Origin of the sequence: Streptomyces sp. NPDC056527 (assembly GCF_042794475.1) — a bacterium.
In the GTDB taxonomy this organism is placed as follows: domain Bacteria; phylum Actinomycetota; class Actinomycetes; order Streptomycetales; family Streptomycetaceae; genus Streptomyces.
This window is the reverse complement of record NZ_JBHTTQ010000001.1, coordinates 138,527-163,119: the sequence shown is the minus strand read 5'-3', so window position 1 is coordinate 163,119 and position 24,593 is coordinate 138,527. Positions and strand designations below refer to the sequence as shown.

The window sequence follows — 24,593 nt, the reverse complement described above, 5'->3', positions numbered from 1 at the left end:
GATTTTCTGATGCAGTGTCAGATTCTTTGCCCTGCCGCCCGCTTCCTTGACTCGCCCTCACCCCGGTAAGAAAGTTTCAGGCGTTGCGCGTGTGGCCGAAGGATTCTTTCAGAGGTGTGGGAGAGGGTAGGGATGACGGAGGAATCGGCAGGTGGTTCGGCACGGAATGCGGCGGGCCGGGGACTCAGCCGCCGGGCGTTCGGCGGCCGGCTCCTCGCCCTGGGAGGTGCGGTGATGGTCGGCTCGATTCCGGGGGCCGCCGCGGCCTCCGCGCCCGGGGGCGGGCGTACGACCCTGCGGCACGGGTCCGCCGAGCGGGCCGGACTGCTGCCCGCGCACCTCGACCGGCTGGTCTCCGACGCCGAGGCGTTCCTGGGCCCTTCTCCGAAGCGCCCGTGGTACGCGGGTGCGGTACTGCTGGCCGGGCGGGGAGGGACGGTCGCGCTGCACCGGCCGATCGGGTCGGCGGTGCGCTACTCGGCGTACGACGAGACGACGGACAGCGGGATCGAGCTGCCGGCGGAGCAGCGGATCGCGATGGCACAGGACACGGTCTTCGACCTGGCGTCCGTGTCGAAACTGTTCACCTCGATCCTGGCGGTGCAGCAGATCGAGCGCGGGGCACTGGAGCTGGAGGCGAAGGTCACCGCCTATCTGCCGGAGTTCGGGGGCGGCGGGAAGCAGGACGTCACGGTCCGTCAGCTGCTCACCCACACCTCGGGGTTCCGGGCATGGATCCCGCTGTACAAGGAGCCGACCCGGGAGGGGAAGCTGCGGCTGCTGTGGAACGAGACCCTGCCGAGTCCGCCCGGCACCAAATACCTCTACTCCGATCTGAATCTGATCTCCCTTCAACTGATCCTGGAGGAGATCACCGGTCACACTCTGGATGTACTGCTCCACAACGAGATCACCGCTCCGCTCGGGATGCACCGCACCCGTTTCAACCCCCCGCCCTCCTGGAAGCCGAAGATCGCGGCGACGGAGGACTCCCGGCTCCCCTGGTCCGGCCTCGACCGGGGCATGGTCTGGGGCGAGGTCCACGACGAGAACGCGTACAGCCTCGGCGGGATCGCCGGCCACGCCGGGGTCTTCTCCTGCGCCTGGGACCTCGCCGTACTCGCCCGGACGCTCCTCAACGGCGGGGCGTACGGCCACGCCCGGATCCTCTCCCCCGAGTCCGTGGAGCTGATGTTCACCGACTTCAACACGGCCTTTCCCGGTGACGAACACGGCCTCGGCTTCGAGCTCCACCAGCACTGGTACATGGGCGCGATGGCCACCCCGCAGACGGCGGGCCACACCGGCTTCACCGGCACGAGTCTGGTCCTGGACCCGACGACGGACGCGTTCCTCGTCGTCCTCGGCAACTCCGTCCACCCCGTCCGGACCTGGCGCTCCGGCTCCGCTCCCCGCGTCGCCGCGGCGAACAACCTGGCCCGTGCCGTCCCGGTCCGTCCGGCGCACGGACGGGACTCCTGGTTCTCGGGCATGGCGAGCACGACGACGGCCACGCTGACGCTGCCGCCGCTCAGCGGCACAGGCCGCCTGGAGTGCGCGCTGTGGTGGGACACCGAACCGGGCGCGGACGCCGCCTTCCTGGAAGCGTCGACGGACGGCGGCGCGACCTGGGGTCCGGTGCCGTTCACCACCGTACGGAAGGGGCAGGAGCCGCAGGAGCGTCCGGCGGGCTCGGTGAGCGGCTGGTCCGGGCGCGTCTGGCACCGGGCGGAAGCCGACCTGACGGCCTGGAGCGCCGCCGCCGTACGCCTGCGCTGGCGGTACGCGACGGACCGGCTCTACGTCGGACGCGGGGTGTACGTGGACGGCCTGCGGGTCCTGGACGCCTCCGGGCGCCGGGTGTTCGAGGAGGTCCGGCCGGCGGACGGGTCCCGGATCGAGGCGGTGGGGTGGACCAGGTCGGCGGACTGACCCGTCCGCGCGACCGTCACCTGCCCGACGCCTCCGGCGGCTCCTTCTCCGCCCGGGTGAGGAAGTCCTCCACCACCTGACGGAAGTGGTCCGGCTCCTCGACGGAGGCCATGTGGGCGCTCTTCTCGAAGAGCGCCCACTCGGCGCCGGGAATGCCTTCCACCACGGGACGGACCACGTCGGGGGTCACCATGTCGTAGCGGCCGGAGGTCACCAGGACGGGGAGGTCGATCTCCCCCAGGCGGTCGGTGACGCTCCAGTCCTTCAGACTGCCCGTGACGTTCCACTCCGGGCCCCAGAGCGCCGCGTTCACCTCCTCCCGCATGGTGAGGACGGAGCGCACCACGTGCTCGGGCCAGGGGTCCAGACGGCAGAACCACTGTTGGTAGAAGGCCATGGTGGCGCCCAGATAGGCGTCGTCGTCGGTCGTCCCCTCCGCCTCGCATCTGTCGATGACCTCGCGCACCTCCGCGGGCAGGGAGTCCTTCAGCCGCCGCGCCTCGGCGGCGTAGGAGGGCGCGTCGGCGACGACGCCCGCCAGGACGAGGCCGGCCACTCCGGACGGCCTGCCGAGGATGTACGTGAGCGCCACCTGGGTGCCCCAGGAGTGACCGAGGAGATGGAGCCGGTCGAGCCCGAGCTCCTTCCGCAGGGCGTCGATCTCCGCCACGAAGGTCTCCAGCGTCCACAGGGCGGGGTCCTCCGGCTGGTCGGACCTGCCGCAGCCGAGCTGGTCGTAGAAGACGACTGCACGCCCGTCGTCCTCGGCGAGCGCCGCGAGGTCCTCCAGGTAGTCGTGCGGCAGACCGGGGCCGCCGTGCACGACGAGGAGCGGGAGTTTCCCTCCGGGACCGCGCAGTTTGCCCACGACCTGGTACCAGGTGTGGTGATCGCGGAACGGCACGGTGCCTTCGGTGACGGGCATGGAGCCTCCTGGGGAGAACCGGGGTTCCCTCCCATCATGGGCAGGCCGGGGACGGCGGCGCCACGCGATGCGCCGTCGTCGGCGTCGGTCTCCGACGTGGGCCGGCGGGCCCGGTGACGTCGGTCAGGCGGCCGGTTCGGCGGCCGTCCGCAGGGCGTCGAGCACTGGGCTGATCAGGGGATGGTCCTCGGCCCCGCGCCGTACCGCCGCGAAGACGCGGCGGGTGGGGGCGACGCCGTCGACCGGCCGGATCACCGCCGCGTCGAGGGCCATGCCGCTGAGCGCCGAACGCGGTACGAGCGCCACGCCCGCGCCTGCCGAGGCGAGGGCGACGACAGCGCGGAAGTCGTCGGAGGAGTGCTCGAGCCGGGGTTCGAAGCCGGCGTACTCGCAGGCCAGGACGGTCACGTCGTGGCAGGGATTGCCCGCGGACTGCCCGATCCAGGCGTCCTTGGCGAGGTCGGCGAGGGCGACCCGATCGCCGGCCGCCAACGGGTGCCCGGGGGGAAGCACGGCGTCGAAGGGTTCCGCGTAGAGCGGTAGGCGGGTGAGCCGCGCGTCGTCCTCGCCGGGCGCGCCCCGGTACTCGACGGCGACGGCCACGTCGACCTGCCGGTCCAGGACCATCAGCAGGCTCTCGTCGCCCTCCGCGTCCCGCACCCGCACCCGGATTCCGGGCGAGGTGCGGGCGAGGCCGGTGATCGCCGGCGCGACGACCAGGCCGATGCCGGTGGCGAAGGCCGCCACCGTGACCGTGCCCGCCTCGCCGGAGCCGTAGGCGGCGAGCTCGGACTCGGCGCGCTCCAGCTGGGCGAGGACGGCGTTGGCATGACTGAGCAGGATCTCGCCCGCCGGGGTGAGCCGCGCCCCTCGGGCGTTGCGCTCGACGAGCCGGTGACCGGTCTCCTGCTCCAGGGCCGCGAGCTGCTGGGAGACCGCGGAGGGGGTGAGATAGAGCGCGGCGGCAGCCGCCGTGACCGTGCGGTGGTCGGCCACCGCACGGAGGATGTGCAGCCGCCGCGCTTCGATCATGCCCCTAGTGTCGCAGGCCGCGGGACTAGCTCCGCAGGGCTGCGCGGGCGTCCACGAACGCGTCCACGGCCCGGTTCACGTCATCCGACGAGTGCGCCGCCGAGAGCTGGACGCGGATGCGGGCCTGGCCCTGCGGGACGACGGGGTACGAGAAGCCGATCACGTACACGCCGCGCTCCAGGAGCAGCTCCGCCATGCGGCCGGCCTCGGACGCGTCGCCGATCATGACGGGCGCGATCGCGTGGTCGCCGGGGAGGATGTCGAATCCCTCCGCGGTCATGCGGGTCCGGAACAGCTCGGTGTTGGCGCGCAGCCGGTCGCGCAGGTCGCCGGCCGACTCCAGCAGGTCGAGGACCTTGAGGGAGGCGGCGGCGATGACCGGCGCGAGGGTGTTGGAGAACAGGTACGGGCGGGAGCGCTGGCGCAGCAGGCCGACGATCTCGGCGCGGGCGGCGACATAGCCGCCGGACGCGCCGCCGAGGGCCTTGCCGAGGGTGCCGGTGATGATGTCGACGCGGTCCATGACGCCGTGCAGCTCGGGGGTGCCTCGGCCGCCGGGGCCGACGAAACCGACGGCGTGCGAGTCGTCGACCATCACCATGGCGTCGTAGCGCTCGGCCAGGTCGCAGATCTCGTCGAGCGGGGCGACGTAGCCGTCCATCGAGAACACACCGTCGGTGACGACCAGCTTGCGGCGGGCCCCGGCCTCCGTGGCCTCCTTGAGCTGCTGCTCCAGGTCGGCCATGTCGCGGTTGGCGTAGCGGAAGCGGCGGGCCTTGGAGAGGCGGATGCCGTCGATGATGGAGGCGTGGTTGAGGGCGTCGGAGATGACGGCGTCCTCGGGGCCGAGCAGCGTCTCGAAGACACCACCGTTGGCGTCGAAGCAGGAGGAGTAGAGGATCGTGTCCTCCTGGCCGAGGAAGGAGGACAGCCGCGCCTCCAGCTCCTTGTGCACCTCCTGCGTACCGCAGATGAAGCGCACGGACGCCATGCCGTAGCCCCAGCGGTCGAGCGCCTCGTGGGCGGAGGCGATCACCTCGGGGTGGTCGGCGAGGCCGAGGTAGTTGTTGGCGCAGAAGTTCAGCACCTCACCGGGCTGTCCCCCGGCGGTGACGGCGACGGTGGCGGACTGGGGCGTGCCGATGACGCGCTCGGGCTTGTGCAGTCCGGCGGCGCGGATCTCGTCGAGGGTGGTGCGGAGGTCGTCGCGTACGGAATCGAACATGTTCAGGCTCCAGTGGTCCAGTCGAGGATGATCTTGCCGCCCTTGCCGGACGCGGCGTCGTCGAAGGCGGCCTCGAAGTCGGTGTACGCGTAGCGGCCGGTGATCACCGGGGCGAGGTCGAGTCCGCCCTCCAGCAGCACGGACATGGCGTACCAGGTCTCGAACATCTCTCGGCCGTAGATGCCCTTGATGGTGATCATGGAGGTGACGATCTTCGCCCAGTCGACGGAGAAGTCCTCGCTGGGCAGGCCCAGCATGGCGATCTTGCCGCCGTTGGTCATGTTCGCGACCATGTCGCGCATGGCGTGCGGGTTGCCGGACATCTCCAGGCCGACGTCGAAGCCCTCCTTGAGGCCCAGCGTGCGCTGGCCGTCGGCGATCGTCTGCTCGGCGACGTTCAGCGCGAGCGAGACGCCCGCCTTGCGGGCCAGCGCGAGGCGCTCCTCGCTGACGTCGGTGATCACGACGTTGCGCGCTCCGGCGTGCTTGGCGACCGCGGCCGCCATGATGCCGATCGGGCCCGCGCCGGTGACGAGGACGTCCTCGCCGACCAGCGGGAAGGACAGCGCGGTGTGCACGGCGTTGCCGAAGGGGTCGAAGATCGCGGCGACGTCGAGGTCGACGGGGACGCGATGGACCCAGACGTTGGACGCCGGCAGGGCGACGTACTCGGCGAACGCGCCGTCGCGGCCGACGCCGAGGCCGACGGTGGCGCGGCAGAGGTGGCGGCGGCCGGCCAGACAGTTGCGGCACTTGCCGCAGACGAGGTGGCCCTCGCCGCTGACCAGGTCGCCGACGGCGATGTCCGCGACGTCACGGCCGGTCTCGACGACCTCGCCCACGAACTCGTGGCCGAGGGTCAGCGGCGTGGAGATCGTCTTCTGCGCCCAGCCGTCCCAGGAGCGGATGTGGAGGTCCGTTCCGCAGATGCCGGTGCGCTTGACCTTGATCAGTACGTCTCCGCTGCCGATCTCCGGCTCCGGTACGTCCGTGAGCCAGAGTCCCGGCTCCGCCTTCTGCTTGACCAGCGCCTTCAATGCCTTGGCTCCCGACGTGCGTGTCCTGTGACCTACGGGGTTCGGGCACGGGTTCGCGCCCAAGATCCTCGAAGAGAATCTTCCGTATGTCCTGCATCGGGGTCCATCGAGGTTTTCTTAAGCGCGGTCACAGGTGAGCTTCACGCCAGGCCGGGCCCTCACCGTCCGAGCGCCGCCATCGCCGCGTTGTGGCCGGGGATGCCGCTCACTCCGCCGCCCCTCACGGCGCCCGCGCCGCAGAGCAGGACGTTGGCGTGCTCGGTCTCGACGCCCCAGCGGCCGGTGCCCTCTTCCCCGTACGGGAAGGAGAGGTCTCGGTGGAAGATGTGGCCGCCGGGCAGCCGCAGATCGCGTTCGAGGTCGAGCGGGGTCTTGGCCTCGATGCAGGGCCGTCCCTCCGCGTCGACGGCGAGGCAGTCGGCGAGCGGCTCGTCCAGTACGGCGTCGAGCTCGGCGAGCGTCGCCTTGAGGAGCGTCGCGCGGGCGGTGTCGTTGTCGGCGGCGAACAGCCGGGCGGGGGTGTGCAGGCCGAAGAGCGTGAGGGTCTGGTGGCCGCTCTCGGCGAGTTCGGGGCCGAGGATGCTCGGATCGGTCAGCGAGTGGCAGTAGATCTCGGAGGGCGGCGCGCTCGGCAGCCGGCCCGCGGCGGCTTCGGCGTAGGCGGTGGCCAACTGCTCGTACCCCTCGGCGATGTGGAACGTACCCGCGAATGCCTCGCGGGGGTCGACGGACCGGTCCCGGAGCCTGGGGAGCCGGGTGAGGAGCATGTTGACCTTGAGCTGGGCGCCTTCGGCGGCCGGCGGGGGTGTGTCGCCGAGCAGGGCGGCGAGCGCCTTCGGGGAGGCATTCACCAGAGCGTGCTCCGCCGCGACCACGCCTTCGCCCTCCGCCGTGCGGTAGGTGATCTCGGCGCGCCTGCCGTCGGTCTCGATCCGGGTGGCCTCGTGCCCGGTGCGGATCTCCGCACCCGCCGCACGGGCGGCGTCCGCGAGGGCGTCGGTGAGGGCTCCCATGCCGCCGACGGGAACGTCCCAGTCACCCGTACCGCCACCGATGACGTGGTAGAGGAAGCAGCGGTTCTGGAGCAGCGAGGGGTCGTGGGCGTCGGCGAAGGTCCCGATGAGCGCGTCCGTGAGGACGACACCGCGGACGAGGTCGTCGGTGAAGTTCTCCTCGACACCGACGCCGATGGGCTGCTCGAAGAGCATCCGCCAGGCGGTCTCGTCGGCCACCCGGGCGCGCAGCTCCTCACGGGTGGGCAGCGGCTCCGTGAGCGTGGGGAAGACACGCTGCGCGACCTCTCCCGTACGGCCGTAGAACGCCTGCCATGCCTCGTACTCCCGGTCGGAGCCGGTGAGCGCGGCGAAGGAGGCGCGGGTGCGGTCGGCGCCCCCGCCGACGAGCAGCCCGCTGTCGCCCTTGGGGGTGTACGAGGAGATGGACCGTTTCCGCACGGCGAACCGCAGCCCGAGTTCGCGCACGATCTTCGGCGGCAGGAGCGAGACGAGGTAGGAGTACCGGGAGAGCCGGGCGTCGACCCCGTCGAAGGGCCGCGTGGAGACGGCCGCCCCGCCGGTCGAGCCGAGGCGTTCCAGGACGAGGACGGTGCGTCCGGCGCGGGCCAGGTAGGCGGCGGCGACCAGTCCGTTGTGGCCACCACCGACGATGACGGCGTCGTACGAGCGCTGTGCGGTCATGTCTCTTGCTAACACGCGAAGATCGCCCGCGGAACCCCGCGTCTAGGCCGTGTTCGGCTCCCCGTCCGTCCGGCGCAGCGCGGCGACGCGCCGGTAGAGGTCGACGGCCTCCGCGTGGCGGCCGAGCTGCTCCAGGCAGTGGGCCTCGTCGTGGCGGCTGGCCAGGGTGTCGACGTGGTCGGCACCGAGGACCCGCTCCCGGGCGTCGGCGACCTGGCGGTAGACCGACAGGGCGGCCGCCCAGTCCGCAAGCCAGCCGAGGCCGACGGCGATCTCGCGGCGGCTGACGAGCGTGTCGGGATGGTCGGCGCCGAGGACCCGCTCGCGGACGGCGCACACCTCCCGCGCCTCCTCCACGGCCTCCTCCCAGCGGGAGAGCCGGCCGAGATTGACGCCCAGGCCGTGGCGGGCGCGCAGCGTCTCGGGATCGTCGGGGCCGTGCACGCGGGTACGGGCGTCGACCAGGTCGCGGTAGAGCTCCAGGGCCTCGGCGCTCCGGCCGAGCCGGCCCAGACAGATCCCGACCTCGTAGCGGGCCGCGAGGGTGTCGGGGTGGTCGGGACCCAGGACGGAACCGCGCGCGGAGGCCACGTCCCGGTACGTCGCGAGCGCCTCCGGCCAGCGATCCAACTGCCCGAGGGTGTAAGCCACTTCGTAGCGGGTCACGAGCGTGTCGGGATGCTCGTCGCCGAGCAGGCGGGTGCGCGCCTCGGCCACCTCCCGGGCCATTCGATAGGACTCGTCCAGACGCCCGAGCCGCCCGAGGTTGAACGCCAGATTGTGGCGGCAGCGCAGGGTGTCGGGGTGGTCCGGGCCCATCGTGCGCTCGCGGGAGGCGAGCACCGTCGCGTAGACCTGGTGCGCCTCGAAGTGGCGTCCGAGACGCCCGAGCACGTACGCCGTCTCCTGGCGCGCGGCCAAGGTGTCGGCGTGGTCGGGTCCGAGGACGCGCTCGCGCGCCTCGGCGACCCGGGCGAAGGCACGCAGGGCGTCGGCGGGGCGGGCGAGCCGGCTGAGCGTGAAGCCGAGTTCGTACCGGCTGGTGAGGGTCTCCGGGTGGTCGGGTCCGAGGACCCTCTCGCGGTCCTCGGCGACGGACCGGTGCACGTCCTCCGCCTCCTCCCAGCGGCCGAGCCGACCGAGACTGAGCCCGGCCTTGTGCCGGCTGGCGAGGACGGCGAGGAGTTCGGGGGCCGGGGTGGACCGCGGGACCAAGCCCGGCGCGGGCGTTGCGGACGACGGGGTGGACCGCGGGACGTCGCGGTCCGACGCGGGAAGGACGCGTGACGCGGCGGTCCACTCCCCCGTGAGCCCGGCGGCCGGGTCGAAGGCCACGGTCCGCAGCGCGAGGGAGGCCGCGGTGGCCCGGTGGCCGTGCGTCATCCGGCCGGCCCAGGAGGGGAGCCGGGGCGCGGCCGCCTCCGGCACCCGTACCTCCGCGGAGACCCGCTGCGATCCGGTCCGTGCCGAGACGATCCGACGACGCAGGTCGGTCGCGTCGGTGGGCCGCCCCTCCGGCGTCTTGGCGAGCAGGTCGAGGACGATCCGGTCCAGGTAGTCGGGGAGTTCGGCGCGGTGCGTGCGCAGCGGCTCCGGCGGGGTGTCGCGATGGCCGACGAGGACGGCCCACGCGTCGTCGAGGTCGAAGGGCGGGGCGCCGGTGGCGATCTCGTACAGCACGCACCCCAGCGAGTACAGGTCGCTGCGGTGGTCTACCTCGCCGCCGCTGATCTGCTCGGGTGACATGTAGTGCGGGGTGCCCATGGCGATGCCGGTGCCGGTGAGGCGGGAGGTGAAGCCGATGTCGGCGCCCAGTCGCGCTATCCCGAAGTCGCAGATCTTCACGGCGCCGTCGCCGAGCCGCATGATGTTGGCCGGCTTGAGGTCGCGGTGCACGATCCCCTGCCGGTGCGTGTACGCGAGGGCGTCGGCGACCTGCTCGGCGATGTCGACGACGTCCGGCACCGGCAGGGGGTGCTGTTTGTTCTCCTCCAGGATCTGGCTGAGGTTGTGGCCCTCCAGCAGCTCCATGACGAGGAAGAGGACACCGTCGGACTCGCCGAAGTCGTGCACGACGGTGACGCCGCGGTGCTGGAGCGAGGCGGCGACGCGCGCCTCGCGGCGGAAGCGTTCGCGCAGCACCGTCACGAAGTTCGCGTCCTGCTGCGGTCCCAGCGGCTTGAGGCACTTGACCGCGACGCGGCGCCCGAGCGACTCGTCGGTGGCGCGCCACACCTCGCCCATGCCCCCGCGTCCGATCACGTCGTGCAGCCGGTACCGGCCCTGGATCAGCCTGGTTTCCGCCATCGCGTGCTGTCGCCCCCGTCGATTCGCTGCGCCCTCCCCGGCTCGTCCAGTATGGCCGTCTGGCTGCGGAGTTTGTACGGGGCGGGGCGCGTGGCGGGGCCCAGACGGGCCATCGCGTTCAAGATGTGACCTGGCGGCAGCCGCCAGCGCATCCGTGCCGGGATGCAGCGCAGCAGGTTTCCCGCCACGGTGAGCTGATGGGTGACGGTGTCGGGCGGCGGTGCGGGCCGGCCGTACAGCGCGTGGGCGTAGGGAGGCAGCGCGCCGTACGCGAGTGCGGCAACGCGCCGCCAGACGATCTCGCGCGCCGGGCGCAGGGCGGGTTCGACCGGGGGACGGCGCAGGAACGCGTCGACGATCCGCGCGTCCTCGCCCGCGGCGAGCCGCGGGCGTATGCCGTCGAAGTAGTCGGCGAGCTCGCGCGCGGTGGCGGGCACCTCTCCCGGGTCGAGCCCGACGAGCCGGGCGGACGTGCGGTGTTCGTCGATGTAGCGGTCGGCCTGGGCGTCGGTGAGGGGGATGCCGGAGCGACGGACGACGGAGAGGTACGAATCGACCTCGGCGCAGTGCACCCAGAGCAGGAGCTCGGGGTCGTCGACGCCGAGCAGCCGGTGGATCTTCCGCACGCGGGCACCGGCCGCCTCGGCGGCGTCGGTGGTGCCGTAGCTGATCGTGCCGACGAAGTTCGCCGTGCGCAGGAGCCGGCCCCAGGCGTCCTTCCTGAAATCACTGTTGATCATCACGCCGCGCACGGCGACGGGATGCAGTGCCTGCAGATAGAGAGCGCGGACGCCGGCGATCCACATCACCGGGTCGCCGTGCAGCTGCCAGGTGACGGAATCGGGTCCGAAGAGCCCGGGATCGGCGTCCTGCCTCATACCGTTCAGGCTACGGGTGCTGTCGCCGGAGCGACCCCACCAGGTGGGGGCGAAGCGGGACGACGGCGTGGGCGGCCTTGAGCGCGGCGCCTCGGTTCCCCACCTCGGGATCGAGGTGGGCGGCCCGAGCGCGGCCCCTCAGTTCCGCGCCTCGGGATCGTCGGTCCAGGTGAGGGAGCGGATCAGCCAGTCCCCCGAGGCGTCGGCGGCGAGCTCGAAGTGCTGGCGTCCCCATCCGGCGAACGGCACCCCGTCGCGGACGCCGTGCTTGTGGTAGAGCGAGTACCGCAGCGCGCGTCCCGCGACGACGACGGTGGAGAAGCTGACCTCGAACTCCTCGAAGTCGGTCAACTCGGATCCGTTCAGGAAGGCTTGACGGGGCACCAGGAACTCGTCGACGTCCATCCGGGTCACCTGCCCGTCCTGCGCCACGAACTCGATCACCGCCTCGGGAGCGAACACGGCCCTGGCCGCGTCCAGGCTGACCGGCCCTCCCTCGCGGCGGGTGAACGCGGAGAGGAAGGTGGTGACCACCTTGTCGACGGCGCGTTCCCGGGCAGGCGGCGGGTTCCGGCGCCATTCACCGGCCAGCACGGCGAACACCGAGTCGCTGCACCAGGCGCCCTTGAGGAAGGTGCCGTCACGCAGAACGGACTCGTGGCGCATCCCGATGCGTCGCATGAGGGCCGCGGAGGCGACGTTGCGTACGTCGCAGATTCCGATGACGCGGTGCCAGCGGAAGCTCTCGAAGGCGATGTCGAGCGCCGCCGTGACCGCCTCGGTGGCCATGCCCGTGCCGTGTACGTCCGGGTGGAACGCGAACCCGACCTGGCCGGTGGCCGGTTCGTCGGGCTCCCGCCGGAGGAACACCTCGCCGACGACCCGCCCCGACTCGTTCTCCACGGCCAGCCCGAGCCAGTCTCCGGGAGTGGCGAGCGCCTCACCCGAGATCAGGCGCTCCAGCGTCTGCGCGGTCACGTCCCTGGTGTGCGGCTCGTGCGGCAGGTAGAGCGCGACCTCGGGCAACGAGCGGTGGGCGTAGATCGCTTCGAGGTCGTCCTCGCGCACGGGGCGCAGGCTCAGCCGCTTCGTCCGGACCGGGTACTGCGGGTGTACGGGGGCGCCCGGGTCCGTCGAGTCGGCGGACTCGGTGTGCTCGGACTGTTCGGGTACGTCCGTCATGGGGTCTCCGTTCGTGCGGTGAACCTGGACAGTGTGTCGCGCGCTGCTCGGCAGGCGGACAGTGGGGCCGATCGGGGGCGGCGGCGCATCCGCGACGCGCGGCCTCGTCAGCGGATCGTGGACGCGCGTCCACGGGGCGCGGCCTCGTACACGATGCCAGGCCGAAGACGGGGCCCGGGCATGATTTTCTCGAGCCGCGCGGACCGTCGGGTCGCTCGTCCCACGGTGGGCCACTCCTTCGGCGGCCCTCGGCGAGCGCGAACCCGATGCGGCTTCCATGCTGGTCCGGGGGGAGATGACCGCTGTCCGAGGCCGCCGTCGAACCCTGGCTCCTCGGACCTGGCCGCGGAAGACCGGAGCACTGATGAGGCTTGTCGTCGATCTCAACAGATGCCAGGGATACGCGCAGTGCGCCTTCCTCGCGCCCGAGGTGTTCACGATGCACGGGGAGGAGGCGCTCGTCTACGACCCCCACGCCGAGGACGAGCATCGGGAGAAGGTGGCGCGCGCCGTCGCCGCCTGTCCGGTGCAGGCGATCACGGCGGAGGGCTTGGCGGGAACGGACCACAGCCCCGGGCATCCCGGCCGGTCCGCTCGCTCCGCGCAGGCCGTTCGGCCGGGGCAGGAGCGGTTCGATGGCCGTTGACGACTTCCACGCGTGGCTCAGGCGCGAGGGCCGGATCGTAATCGTGGGGGCTTCGCTCGCGGGTCTGCGGGCGGCTGAGACGCTGCGAGCGGAAGGCTTCACCGGTTCGCTCACCCTGATCGGGGACGAGCCGTACGAGCCGTACGACCGGCCGCCGCTGTCCAAGGCCGTCCTGCTGGGCAAGGCATCGCCGGCCCACACCGAACTCCCCCGGCGCCGGGAGTTCGACGCCACCTGGCGGCTCGGAGTCCCGGCGAGCGGTCTGGACATGGTGGCCAAGCGCGTGCTCCTGGCCGACGGGGACGCGGTGGAGTACGACCGGCTGCTGATCGCGACCGGGGTGCGCGCCCGGCCCTGGCCGCACGAGGCGGAAGCCCAGTTGGACGGGGTCTTCGCGCTACGGACCCGCGACGACGCGGTCGGCCTCCACCGCCGGATGGCTGCCTCGCCCCGTCGTGTCCTGGTCGTCGGCGCCGGGTTCACCGGTTCGGAGATCGCCTCGGCCTGCCGGGACCGGGGCATCGACGTCACCGTGACGGAGCGCGCCGACGCTCCGCTGGTGGGTGCGCTCGGCGGCGTGATCGGTGCGGTCGCGGCGGACCTGCACCGCGAGAACGGCGTGGATCTGCGTACGGGCGTCACGGTCACCGCCCTGGAGGGCGATGCGGCGGGCCGGGTGCGGTGCGCCCATCTCTCCGACGGCAGCGTCGTCGAGGCGGATGTCGTGGTCGTCTCCCTCGGAGCGATCCGCAACACCGAGTGGCTGGCCGGTTCCGGTCTCGGCGCCGGCCCCCGCGGCATCGCCTGCGACGCCGGCTGCCGGGCCTTCGACATCCGGGGCATCGTCACGGACGACGTCTACGCGGCCGGTGATGTCGCGCGGTCTCCGAACGCCCTGTTCAACTACCAGTTCCTGGCCCTGGAGCACTGGGGCAACGCCGTGGCGCAGGCCGAGATCGCCGCGCACAACATGATCAGTGTCAGCGCGGAGCGCCGACCCCACATGGGGGTGCCCTCCTTCTGGTCATCCCAGTTCGGGGTGAACATCAAGTCGGTCGGCGTGCCCTCGATGGGCGACGAGATCATGTTCACCCAGGGGTCGCCCGGTGAGCGGCGCTTCATCGGGGTGTACGGCCACCAGGGCCGCGTCATCGCGGCCGTCAGCTTCGACAACTCGCGGTGGCTGGAGTTCTACGAGCGCCTGATCCGGACGGGCGCGCCGTTCCCCGTGGACTTCCCGACGGTGGACCGGCGGCCCGAGGGCCGCGGGCCGGTCCCGGCCGAGTTCCCCGACCCGTCCCTGCCGACCCATGGCCCGACGGTGACCCTCAGCGGCTACTCGCCCACCGACCAACAGATGGTCTTCACCCCGGCCCACAGCTGACCGACACCCGTCCGGCCCTCTCGCCCCGAGGACACCTCATGACGCACGCCACCCCGCTCCTGCGCCAGATCACCGACTACGCCAATCGCGCGAACCCGTACCCGCTGTACGAGAAGCTCCGCGAGACCCCGGTGCTCCAGGAGGAGGAGGGCGGCCCTTACGTCATCAGCTCCTACTACGACATCCTCCATCTGCTCCACGACCCCCGAATCAGCTCGGACGCCGCCAACCTCGCCGTGGCGAGCCCCGACGACATGGGTGGCGCGGAGGAGACCGGGCTGCCACCGAGCTTCATCCGGCTCGATCCGCCCGAGCACGACCGGCTGCGGCGGATCGCCACCCGCCCGTTCGGCCCGCCGCACAGCCCCCACCGGGTCGACTCCATGCGCGACGAGTTGGCCGAGATCGTCTCCGGGCTGCTCGACGACCTCGGGGACGCAGGGGAGATCGACCTGGTCGACCAGTTCGCGTACCCCTTTCCCGTGACGGTGATCTGCCGGCTGCTCGGCGTGCCGCGCGAGGACGAGCCGCGATTCCGCTCCTGGGTCGACCCGATCGTGGCCGGTCTGGACCCGGACGCGGGCGGTGACACCGCCGAGCGGCGGCAGGAGGCGCGGGAGGCGCGGCTGCAACTCGGCATGTATCTGGCCGGACTGGTCGAGCAGCGTGGCAAGGAACCCCGCGACGACATGCTGTCGGAGCTGGTGACGAGTCGCGGCGACGACGGTCCCATGACGACGATGGAGGTGCTCAGCACCGCGGTCCTCCTGCTGATCGCGGGCCACGAGACGACGGTCAACCTCATCACCAACGGCATGCTGACGCTGCTCCGCCACCCGGACGTCCTCGACAGACTGCGCGACGATCCGGCGCTCGCCGTCAACATCGTGGAGGAGTTGCTGCGTTACGAGCCGCCGGTGCAACTGGTGCCCCAGCGCACCTGTATCACGGACATCGAGCTGCGCGGGGTCACGATTCCGAAGGGCTCGGTGATCTGGCTGGTGCTCGCCTCGGGCAACCGGGACCCGGAGCGCTTCCCGGATCCCGACCGCTTCGACCCGGACCGCGAGGACATCCAGCACCTCGGCCTGGGAAGCGGCATCCACTCCTGCTTCGGCGCGCCCTTGGCCCGCCTGGAGGCCCAGCTCGCCCTGTCGGCACTGGCCCGCCGCCTCGACAACCCACGGCTGCTTGAGGACCCACCGCCGTACCGCCACAACGCGGTGCTGCGCGGCCCGCGCCATCTGCGCATCGGCATCGACGGGGTCCGCCCCTGAGCGTCCCGCCGCGAGGCGTCGGCTCGGCAGGGGGGTCGTGGCCTACTCCTGTTCATCCCGTCGCTTCGGCGGCCACGGGCGGCTGCGGCCGGGTCCGCACTCCCCAGCGGGCGAGAGACGGGCCGGCAGCGCCCAGCGCCGCGAAGAACACCGCGAGCAGCAGCCAGCCTGCCGTGCCGAGGCCGAGCACCACCGTGGTGAGGATCGCGGGAGCAAGGGCCTGGCCCGCGCTGAAGCCGAGGCCGAGGACACCCTGGTACTGGCCCTGGGCATGGTCGGGGGCGAGACCGAAGCCGAGGGCGAAGCCCGCCGATGACTCCCAGACCTCCCCCAGACTATGGACGAAGATCGCCGCCAGGACCAGTCCCGCTGCCGCCCAGACCGGGGTGTACGCCGCCAGCGCCATCATCGGGCAGCTGACGAGGAAGAGCAGCCCCGCGGTACGGAACGCCCTGCCGCCGTCGTACGGGGTTTCGATACGGGAGCCGATCCTGGTCTGCATCAGTACGCAGAAGGCGGCGTTGACGGCGAACAGCGCGGCCACCGTCCAGCGTGGTGCCTGGGTGTGTTCGGAGATCCAGATCGGCAGGAGCAGGGAGACCACCGGGTACTGCAGGCCCATGGCCCCGTAGAGGGCGGTGAACGTCAGGTACGGGCGGTCCGTGAAGGCGAGCCAGCGACGCTGCCGCGGCGGTGCCGCCAGCACCGGATAGCGGGGCAGCAGGAGCAGAAGTACCGCGCACAGGGCGAAGCTCGCCGCGTTGCCGAGGATCAGGGTGACATAGGCGGCACGGGTGTCCGCCGCCAGCGCCAGCCCGGCGCCCACCGTCCCGAGGATGACGCCCAGGTTGACGAACGTGCGCAGCCTCGCCCGGAACAGGGCCGGACGATCGCCCCCGACCCGGACCACCAGAGCGCCCCAGGCCGCCCCGCCGACCGCCGCGGCGATCTGGTCGACCGTCGCGATGACCGTGAGCGCGGCCCAGCTCTCGACGAGGACGAGGGCCGCCATCGACAGCGTCTGGACCGCGAGGGCCAGCATCATGATCGTGCGCGCCCCGCGCCGGTCGGCGAGATGCCCTCCGGGCACCCCGGCGCACAAGCCGATCAGTCCGGCGATGGTGAGCGCCGCACCGACCTGCACCGCGGGCAGACCCACGACCAAGGTGAAGTAGAGCGCCGACGCGGCGTTGAACAGCCCGTTGCCGACCCGGTTGACGAAACTGGCGGCGATCAGCACGCGCTCCGGCCCGCTGTCCCCCACCATGCGGGTTATTCGCCCGTCCGGACTGCTCTTGATCATGGCAGCAGGCTAGCAACGGACCCGGACACCGCCCCCGACGGGCGATGTCGGAGGGGGTCGTCGACGCCCGGATGGATCTCGACCCCGCCCCGTGAGCCGTTCCATGACGGACAATCCTCATAGGGGCGATTCCGTCCGTGCCCGACCGACCGCAGGGGTCGCCATGTCCGATCTACCGGCAGCCACCGCACGCACACGCGTCTTCCTCGTGGACGACCACGAGGTCGTCCGCCGGGGTCTTCGCGACCTGATCGACGACGAGCCCGACATGGAAGTGGTCGGCGAGGCGGCCACCGCCGACCAGGCCCTGGCCAGGGGCCCCGCTCTGCGGCCGGACGTGGCGGTTCTCGATGTCCGGCTGCCCGACGGCGACGGGATCTCCGTCTGCCGGGAGCTGCGCTCGCGGATGCCGGAGCTGGCATGCCTCATGCTGACCTCCTTCGACGACGAGGACGCACTCCTCGACGCGATCATGGCGGGAGCGGCGGGGTACGTCCTCAAACAGATCAAAGGCTCCGACCTGGTGTCGGCGGTACGGACCGTGGCCACGGGCCAGTCGATGCTCGACCCGGCCACCACCGCCCGGCTGATGCACTCGTTGCGCGATCCCGAGGCGGCGAAGCCACCGGAGGACGAGCGGCTCGCGGTGCTGTCGGAGAGGGAGAGGTCCGTCCTCGATCTCATCGGCGAGGGGCTCACCAACCGGCAGATCGCCAAGCGGCTCTACCTGTCCGAGAAGACGGTCAAGAACCACATCTCACGGCTGCTCGGCAAGCTCGGAGTGGAGCGCCGCGTACAGGCCGCCGTCATCGCCGCGCAGGCCCACGAACACGAGGCCGAGCAGACGTAGGCCCGCTCACTCCCGCCCGGCCGGCAGCGGGATCCGCCACTCCAGCACGGTGCCGCCGCCCGGCTCCGCTCGTGCGAACACCGACAGGGTGCCGCCGAGCCGTTCGGCCCGTTCGGACAGGTTCCGAAGTCCACTGCGGCTGCCACCCCGCGGAATGCCGATGCCGTCGTCGCTCACCGTCACCGCCAGCACGCCGTCGTCGGCGACGACGGACACCTCCGCACGGCCCGCCCGGGCATGCCGCGCCACGTTGGTCAGACCTTCCCCGAGGACGGCGAGCACCTCCTCGGCCGCATCCGGCGGCACGTCCGTGTCGAGCAGGCCCTCCATGCGCAGCGCCGGAGCGAATCCGAGCGTCGACGCGGCCGAGTCGACGGCCTTGACCACGCGGTTTCTCAGTTTCGGGGCGGTTCCGGGGGTGTCGTGTGCCCGCAGGCCGAAGATGGTCGATCGGATGATCTTGATGGTGGCGTCCAGGTCGTCGATCGCCCGGGTCAGCCGGTCCACGGCCTCAGGGTGCTCGACGAAGCGCCGGGCGCTCTGCAGCGTCATGCCGGTGGCGAAGAGACGCTGGATCGCCAGATCGTGCAGGTCCCGCGCGATCCGGTCGCGGTCCTCCAGAAGGCTCACCTGCTCCGCGTCACGGCGCCGGTCGGCCAGTTCGAGGGCCAGGGCGGCCTGACCCGCGAATCCGGGGAGCGCAGCGATCTCGGCGCCTTCGAAGGAGGACCGCCCACGACGCCTGGCGAGGATGAGCACACCGCTCAGCCGCTCCTTCGTGCCGACCGTGACGGCCACCGCCGGCCCGAACCCCTTCCAGCGCTCCGGCTGCACCGTCACCCGCTCGTCGCTCTCGACGTCTCCCACCGTGACCAGCCCGTCCTCATGCGCGAGTGCGGCGGCGGCCATCGTCCCCTCGCTGCTCGGCAGGACGACTCCCCGGTGCGCGTCGGCCCCCTCGCCGCGCGCCAGCGAGCCCCGCAGCTCGCCACCCGTACCCACCAGGTAGAAGACGCCCATGTCGGCGCCCGCGATCTCCACGGCCTGTTCCAGCATCCCGTCGAGCACCTGGGACTCCTCGGCACCGGAGAGGAGAGCACTGGTGAGGTCCGCACTCGCCGCCAGCCACAGCTGTCTGAGCCGGCCCTCTTCGTAGAGCCGGGCGTTGTCGATGGCGATGCCGGCGGCGACGGCGAGGGTCGTCACGACGGCCTCGTCGTCGGCGTCGAAGTCAGCCCCTCCCCGCTTCTCCGTGAGGTAGAGGTTGCCGAAGACCGCGTCGCGGACCCGGATGGGCACGCCGAGGAACGAGTGCATGGGCGGGTGGTGGGGCGGGAATCCGTACGAGGCGGGGTGCTCGGACAGCTCGGAAAGCCGCAGCGCCTTCGGATTGCGGATCAGTTCCCCGAGGATGCCGTGCCCGGAAGGCAGGTCGCCGATCCGCTTCCGCTGGTCGTCGTCGATCCCGATGGGGAGGAACTCCGAGAGCCTCCGGTCGTCGCCGATGACGCCGAGGGCTCCGTACTCCGCGTCCACGAGCGTCACCGCCGCCTCCACGATGCCGCGCAGCACCTGAGCCAGGTCCAGTTCCCGGCCCACGGACATGACGGCCTGCAGCAGCCCGTCCAGCCGGCCCCTCGTACCGCGCACCTCGTCGATGCGTACCTGGAGCTCGTCGAGCAGCTCGTCGAGTCTCAGCCGCGGAATCCTGTTCTCCGCGGGCTCCGGGTCCTCACGCCCCATCGACACCTCCGGCGCATCGGGGGCACGGACGGCACCCGAAGCACGCATTTTCACCGTAATCCGGATGCACCACCCGTTCCTGTCGAGCGCCCGGGTCCCGTACGGCGGAAGCACGCGGGTGCGGGTACCGGACAGGGTCGGGCCCGGTCGGTCCCGACGGTGGACCGTTCGGCCCTCGCGGGTCCCGTGCGTGCGATGGACGGTGGTGGCGCGGGGGTGCACCGTCCGGATGCTCGAACAGGAGGCGCGGCAATGAGGCATATGAAGGTCGGCGGTCTGATGACCGACGAAGTGGTCTCCGCCGTTCCTGCCACACCGTTCAGGGAGGTCGTGAGACTTCTCGCCGAACACGAGATCAGCGGCGTCCCCGTCGTGGACGAGGACGACCACGTCCTCGGAGTGGTCTCGGAGAGCGACCTCCTGGCTCGTCGCGAGCTGACCGCGCGGGAGCTGATGACCGCACCCGCGATCACGGTTCATGCCGAGGAAGCGGTGGGGGACGCCGCGCGGTTGATGGTGCGCCGGGGAGTGGAGCGCCTTCCGGTGGTCGACGAGGAGGAGCGTCTGGTGGGCATCGTGACCCGACGTGATCTGCTCTGTGTCTTCCTTCGTCCGGATGCGGAGATACGGCGTCGCATCCGGGAGGACGTCCTGGAGGACGCCATGGGCCTGCCCGGGGACGCGGTGGACGTGCATGTCCTGGACGGCGTGGTGACGCTCGGCGGCCGCGTCCGGCTGCGGAGTCAGGCCGTGATGCTCCCGCGACTCACCACGCTCGTGGACGGCGTCGTCGCCGTCGTGGATCTGCTGTCCGCCCGTGAGGGCGGATCGCCCCTCGCACCCCCCGCACGGACCGCACGGACCGCACACGACATCTCCTGGTGACTCCCTCACAGACAGGACGCACCGTGTCCACCACCGCCCTGACCCGACCGCTCGTGACATCGCTGATCGAGGACGCCGTCACCGCGCCCTCGATGCACAACGCCCAGCCCTGGAAGTTCGTCCACCGGACGGGCACCGACACCATCGAGCTGCACGGCGATCCCGAACGCGCCATGCCGCACGAGGACCGCGACCACCGCGCCCTCCATCTCGGCTGCGGCGCCGCCCTCTTCGGTCTCCGCGTAGCCGCCGCCCACCACGGCCGGCCCGCCGGCACGCGGCTGCTCCCCGACCCGGCGGACCCCTGGCATCTCGCCGACGTTCGGCTCGGTGGTCCCGAGGGCGCCGACAGCGACCTGGACGCACTCCACCCCGCTCTGCCGCGGCGGCACACCAGCCGCTCCCCGTTCTCCGAGGAAGAGATCCCCTCCGAGGTCGTCGACGGGCTCTGCTCCGCGGCCCTCCTGGAAGGCTGCGGCCTGATCGTGCCGGGAGCCTGGCACACCGACACCGTGCTCCGGCTCGTGCACGAGTCCCAGATGTTCGAGGCCGCGGACGCGGCGGTTCGTGCGGAGATCGCCGCTTGGACGCGCACGGGCGCGGCCGGGGAAGGCCCCGAGACCGAGGGAATCCCCTCGTACGCCTTCGGCCCCCGTCAGTACGACGTGACCGCTCCGGTCCGGGACTTCGACTCCCGCCGTCGCGTCCCCGGCCGCGCGTCCGCGGTGTTCGAGAAGAGGCCCCGGATCGCGCTGCTCGGCACGGTCGAGGACACTCGGGAGGACTGGCTGAAGGCCGGCCAGGCGATGCACCGGGTGCTGTTGCGGGCCACCCTCGACGGGCTCTCGGCCTCCCTCATGTCTCAGCCCCTGGAGTGGCCCGAACTCCGTTCCGTCGCACGGGATCCGGGCTCCGCTCTGGGCTTCGTCCACATGATGTTCCGCCTGGGCTACGGCCCCCCGGGCCGGGCCACGCCCCGCCGCCCCGCAGCCGACGTGCTCACGTTCGTCTGATCGTCCCGTCACATCCGGAACCAGCGTTCCTGCCCTGGAGCGACGGTGACCCTCCGCCCTTCGGGGAGCACGACGGCGAGCGGCCCCTGGGACGAGACCGGAACCCCGATGACGAGCCGGCCGGGAAACATCCGCAGGCGCACCCCTCGATGCCCGCCGACGCAGAGGGAGAAGGAGAACCGGGGGATCTCCCGCAGCATCACGGGCGCGACGCGAAGCCCCTCCGGACCCGCTTCCAGGCCGGTGATCCCTCGCTCGACGAGATCGACCGTGCCCGCCATCGCGCCGAGATGGATCCCCTCGCCGGTCGTTCCGCCCTGCACGTCGGCGACGTCGGCGAGCAGCGCCTCCTCGCAGTACCGCCAGGCGTCGGCACCCTTCCGACGGGTCAGCACCCAGCCGTGGACGAGGCTGCTGAGCGTCGAGCCGTGGCTGGTGCGTCGAAGGTAGTACGCGACGGTCGCGCGCCACACCTCGTCGTCCAGCGCGTACCCGAGCCGGGAGAAGAGGCCGTGCAGCTCCGCGGGGCGCAAGAGGTAGCCGAGCATGAGGGTGTCGGCCTGCTTCGACGCCTGGTAGCGGTTGACCGTGTCGCCCTCGGCCTCCAGGATCCGGTCGAGTCTGCGGATGTCGCCGTACCGGTCGTGGTACGTGTCCCAGTCCAGCTCCGCCAGGTCTCCGTAGCCCTCGAACTGGCTCACCACGCCCCGGTGGAAGGGAACGTACAGACGGTGGGAGACCTCTTCCCACCGGGTGAGTTCCTCGTCGTCGAGCGACAGCCTCTCCGTCAGTTCCGCGCGTCGGGCGTCGGGCAGTTCGCCCAGCAGGTCCAGCCCGCGGGCGAGGACCCAGGCGGCTGTCGCGTTGGTGTACGCGTTGTCGTCGATGCCGGGAGTCGTGGCATCGGGATAGGCGTCGTGGTACTCGTCGGGGCCCACGACGCCGCGGAGCCGGTACCGGCCGTGCTCGGCGTCGTAGGTGGCGGCGGCGGCCCAGTGGCGGGCGACCTCCAGCATGATCTCCGCACCTGCCGAGTGGAGGAATCCCCGGTCTCCCGTCGCCTGCGCGTACCGCCAGACGTTGAGGGCCACGGCCGAACCGACATGGCGCTGGAGGTGCGAGTGGTCGGGGAGCCAACGGCCCGAGCGTGGATTGAGGTGCAGCGTCTGGGTCTCCTCCCGTCCCGAACTCGCGCTCTGCCACGGGTACATGGCGCCCCGGCCGCCGGCTCGGCGCGCCGCCGCTCGTGCGGCCGGGAGTCGACGGTGGCGGTACATGAGCAGGGCGCGGGCCACCTCGGGGAAGTGGACGGTGAGGTAGGGCAGCACGAAGAGTTCGTCCCAGAAGACGTGCCCCCGGTACGCCTCGCCGTGCAGGCCGCGGGCGGGGACGCCGACGTCGAGTTCCGCGGTGTTCGGGGAGAGTGTCTGAAGGACGTGGAACAGGTGCAGGCGGAGGATGCGCCCCGCCTCCCCGGGAACGTGCAACTCGCCCTGCTCCCACAGCCGCCGCCAGGCCGCCCTGTGCGTGGAGAGCAGCCGGGGGAAGGCCGGGGCTCGCGCGGCGGCGTCCACGGCCTCGGTGAACAGGTCGGTGGTGGGCCGGTCGAGCGAGGTGTGCAGCGCCATCGTCTTCACGACCGTCGCGGAGCGCCGGGGCCCGACGCGCAGGCGGTACGTCTGAACGGTGCCGGTCCTCGTAGCGGCCTCCTCGACGGGGCACGACGGACGGGTGACCGTTCGCACGGCCAGGGCGATACGGATGCCGGGATCCACCGTTCGACAGGTGAGCCAGCCGATCCCGTCAGGCTCGAATCCGGTCCGGTGGTCCCTGAGGTGACGCCCGTCGAGGTGTCGGTATCGCTCGACTCCGGCGTTGGTGACGGCGCCGTCGAGAACGGACTCCACCTCGACGGCACCGCTCCAGCCGTAGGCACGGAACATGGTGCGCTGGACCGCCAGCCGGGGGTCTCCCATGTGGACGATCCGGGTGTGGCCGACGCGCAGGCCGAGCCCACGCTCGTCCCGGAAGAACAGCCGCCGGGTGAGCACTCCCGTGCGCAGGTCGAGCCGTACGCCGTAGTTGCGCAGGGACTCGGAGTCGGGCGTCAGCCAGTCGCCGGGCGGGGCGTCCTCCGGCAGACACCGGTAGCGCAGGAGCGTCCAGTTCGGGAGGTTGACGAGGTCCTCGCTCTCGACCCGCTCGCCCGCGACGACCGAGGTGAGCCGGTCGTAGCAGCCCGCCAGATAGGTCCCCGGGTAGTGCGTGGGGTCGGCGGCGCACTCGGGCGCCGAGCCGCGGGTGGCGAACCTGCCGTTGCCGAGCGTGCAGAGGGCTTCCACCAGCCTCTCGCGCTCCGGGTCGTAGCGATCGCTCCCGGTCCACGTCCAGCCCGCGGTCATCCGGACTCACCCCACACACTCCGGACCAGCGCCGCGAGATCGGGAACCGTGAGGTCGGCGCCCTGCTCGCGGAGCCGGGCCGCGTGGCGCCGGTCGGGGGTGCGGTCGAGACCGACGACCAGTCCGAAGCGTCCGCGGCGCGCCGCCGCGACTCCCGAGACCGCGTCCTCGACCACTGCGGTGTTCCCGGGACGTGTGCCGAGGAGGGCGGCCGCGTGGAGGAACAGCGCGGGGTCCGGCTTCCCGGCGAGGCCGAGCCGGGCCGTGTCCTCGCCGTCCACGACCACGGTGAGGAGTCGGTCGAGCCCCGCGGCCTCGAGCAACGCCCGGGCGTGCCGGGAGGCGGACGCGGCGGCGCACGGCACGTCGGCCGCCCGCAGGACGGCAAGTGCCGGGCCGGCATCCGCGAAGCCCACGATTCCCTCGGTGCGGAGCGCCTCCAGGAACACCTGCTCCTTGCGTGCGGCGACCGCCCAGACCGTGTCGCAGCCGGGCGGATCGTCGGGCGTTCCCGCCGGGAGTCCGAGTCCCCGGGCGGTCAGGAGTGCCTCTGCCCCGTCGAAGCGGGACTTTCCGTCGACGAATCGGCGGTACTCGGCATCGGCGTCGAAGGGCGGCTGCGCCCTGTCTCCCCGGCCTGTGAGTTCGAGACAGGCGTCGAACGCGACCTTCCACGCGGCCGCATGCAGGGTGGCGGAGTCGAGCAGAACGCCGTCGGTGTCGAAGACGACCCCGCGCGGCGCCCGGGAGCCCGGGGTGGGCCCGCTCACCGTCCCGCCTCCGATGCCCGTCGGGTGACCGCATGGACCGGTCGGCCCGGGAAGGGAGCCGCTCGGCCCCCTCCGGCGCGCCCCTTCCGGTAACCGCCGCACTCC

19 protein-coding genes are annotated in these 24,593 nt (G+C 71.9%); 7 read left to right on the top strand and 12 right to left on the bottom strand.

Annotated elements, in window-relative coordinates; all coding sequences use genetic code 11:
• The first annotated feature begins 132 nt into the window (after nt 1–132).
• Nucleotides 133–1,932, top strand: a complete 1,800-nt coding sequence (locus ACFQ7Q_RS00810) for a serine hydrolase (protein ID WP_383547866.1) — start codon at nt 133–135, stop codon at nt 1,930–1,932.
• Nucleotides 1,933–1,948: 16 nt separating this feature from the next.
• Here ACFQ7Q_RS00810 and ACFQ7Q_RS00805 read toward each other — a convergent pair whose 3' ends face one another.
• From ACFQ7Q_RS00805 to ACFQ7Q_RS00770, 8 genes are all read right to left on the bottom strand, one after another.
• On the bottom strand, nt 1,949–2,857 hold the full coding sequence (locus ACFQ7Q_RS00805; RefSeq protein ID WP_383547864.1) for a proline iminopeptidase-family hydrolase: 909 nt from the start codon (nt 2,855–2,857) through the stop codon (nt 1,949–1,951).
• Between the two features lie 123 nt (nt 2,858–2,980).
• The gene (locus ACFQ7Q_RS00800; protein WP_383547861.1) at nt 2,981–3,889 is read right to left on the bottom strand and encodes a LysR family transcriptional regulator; all 909 of its coding nucleotides are present in this window, start codon (nt 3,887–3,889) and stop codon (nt 2,981–2,983) included.
• A 25-nt stretch (nt 3,890–3,914) separates the two neighbouring features.
• Nucleotides 3,915–5,114 (bottom strand): glycine C-acetyltransferase, encoded by a 1,200-nt coding sequence (locus ACFQ7Q_RS00795; protein WP_383547858.1) that lies wholly within the window; start codon nt 5,112–5,114, stop codon nt 3,915–3,917.
• Nucleotides 5,115–5,116: 2 nt separating this feature from the next.
• A complete protein-coding gene (gene tdh, locus ACFQ7Q_RS00790) occupies nt 5,117–6,151 on the bottom strand; it encodes an L-threonine 3-dehydrogenase (RefSeq protein WP_383547855.1) in 1,035 nt (344 codons plus the stop codon).
• 158 nt (nt 6,152–6,309) lie between these two features.
• The gene (locus ACFQ7Q_RS00785) at nt 6,310–7,848 is read right to left on the bottom strand and encodes a phytoene desaturase family protein (protein WP_383547852.1); all 1,539 of its coding nucleotides are present in this window, start codon (nt 7,846–7,848) and stop codon (nt 6,310–6,312) included.
• Nucleotides 7,849–7,890: 42 nt separating this feature from the next.
• Complete coding sequence (locus ACFQ7Q_RS00780) at nt 7,891–10,155, bottom strand: tetratricopeptide repeat protein (protein WP_383547850.1); 2,265 nt, start codon at nt 10,153–10,155, stop codon at nt 7,891–7,893.
• Complete coding sequence (locus ACFQ7Q_RS00775) at nt 10,137–11,033, bottom strand: oxygenase MpaB family protein (protein ID WP_383547848.1); 897 nt, start codon at nt 11,031–11,033, stop codon at nt 10,137–10,139. Before ACFQ7Q_RS00775 ends, ACFQ7Q_RS00780 begins: the two co-directional genes overlap by 19 nt.
• A 138-nt stretch (nt 11,034–11,171) precedes the next feature.
• A complete protein-coding gene (locus ACFQ7Q_RS00770; protein ID WP_383547846.1) occupies nt 11,172–12,215 on the bottom strand; it encodes a GNAT family N-acetyltransferase in 1,044 nt (347 codons plus the stop codon).
• A 364-nt stretch (nt 12,216–12,579) separates the two neighbouring features.
• Between ACFQ7Q_RS00770 and ACFQ7Q_RS00765 the strand changes: the two genes are divergently transcribed.
• The 3 genes from ACFQ7Q_RS00765 to ACFQ7Q_RS00755 are packed head-to-tail and all read left to right on the top strand — an operon-like array spanning nt 12,580 to nt 15,522.
• Complete coding sequence (locus tag ACFQ7Q_RS00765) at nt 12,580–12,861, top strand: ferredoxin (RefSeq protein WP_383547844.1); 282 nt, start codon at nt 12,580–12,582, stop codon at nt 12,859–12,861.
• Nucleotides 12,851–14,245 (top strand): NAD(P)/FAD-dependent oxidoreductase, encoded by a 1,395-nt coding sequence (locus ACFQ7Q_RS00760; RefSeq protein WP_383547841.1) that lies wholly within the window; start codon nt 12,851–12,853, stop codon nt 14,243–14,245. Before ACFQ7Q_RS00765 ends, ACFQ7Q_RS00760 begins: the two co-directional genes overlap by 11 nt.
• Before the next feature lie 38 nt (nt 14,246–14,283).
• Nucleotides 14,284–15,522: a cytochrome P450 gene (locus ACFQ7Q_RS00755; RefSeq protein WP_383547838.1), complete on the top strand. Its 1,239-nt coding sequence runs from the start codon at nt 14,284–14,286 to the stop codon at nt 15,520–15,522.
• Between the two features lie 52 nt (nt 15,523–15,574).
• On the opposite strand, the gene ACFQ7Q_RS00750 is transcribed toward ACFQ7Q_RS00755, so the two are convergent.
• The gene (locus ACFQ7Q_RS00750) at nt 15,575–16,825 is read right to left on the bottom strand and encodes an MFS transporter (RefSeq protein ID WP_383547836.1); all 1,251 of its coding nucleotides are present in this window, start codon (nt 16,823–16,825) and stop codon (nt 15,575–15,577) included.
• Nucleotides 16,826–16,988: 163 nt separating this feature from the next.
• On the opposite strand from ACFQ7Q_RS00750, the gene ACFQ7Q_RS00745 reads away from it, so the two are divergent.
• Nucleotides 16,989–17,675, top strand: a complete 687-nt coding sequence (locus ACFQ7Q_RS00745; RefSeq protein WP_383547833.1) for a response regulator — start codon at nt 16,989–16,991, stop codon at nt 17,673–17,675.
• A 6-nt stretch (nt 17,676–17,681) separates the two neighbouring features.
• Here ACFQ7Q_RS00745 and ACFQ7Q_RS00740 read toward each other — a convergent pair whose 3' ends face one another.
• Nucleotides 17,682–19,418, bottom strand: coding sequence for a GAF domain-containing protein (locus ACFQ7Q_RS00740; RefSeq protein WP_383547830.1), 1,737 nt, complete (start codon nt 19,416–19,418; stop codon nt 17,682–17,684).
• A 252-nt stretch (nt 19,419–19,670) separates the two neighbouring features.
• Between ACFQ7Q_RS00740 and ACFQ7Q_RS00735 the strand changes: the two genes are divergently transcribed.
• Nucleotides 19,671–20,303: a CBS domain-containing protein gene (locus ACFQ7Q_RS00735; protein WP_383547828.1), complete on the top strand. Its 633-nt coding sequence runs from the start codon at nt 19,671–19,673 to the stop codon at nt 20,301–20,303.
• Nucleotides 20,304–20,326: 23 nt separating this feature from the next.
• On the top strand, nt 20,327–21,316 hold the full coding sequence (locus ACFQ7Q_RS00730; protein ID WP_383547825.1) for an Acg family FMN-binding oxidoreductase: 990 nt from the start codon (nt 20,327–20,329) through the stop codon (nt 21,314–21,316).
• An 8-nt stretch (nt 21,317–21,324) separates the two neighbouring features.
• On the opposite strand, the gene ACFQ7Q_RS00725 is transcribed toward ACFQ7Q_RS00730, so the two are convergent.
• The gene (locus ACFQ7Q_RS00725; RefSeq protein ID WP_383547823.1) at nt 21,325–23,718 is read right to left on the bottom strand and encodes a glycoside hydrolase family 65 protein; all 2,394 of its coding nucleotides are present in this window, start codon (nt 23,716–23,718) and stop codon (nt 21,325–21,327) included.
• Nucleotides 23,715–24,488, bottom strand: a complete 774-nt coding sequence (locus ACFQ7Q_RS00720) for an HAD family hydrolase (protein ID WP_383547821.1) — start codon at nt 24,486–24,488, stop codon at nt 23,715–23,717. The genes ACFQ7Q_RS00725 and ACFQ7Q_RS00720 overlap by 4 nt, the downstream gene beginning before the upstream one ends.
• Nucleotides 24,489–24,593: the final 105 nt, after the last annotated feature.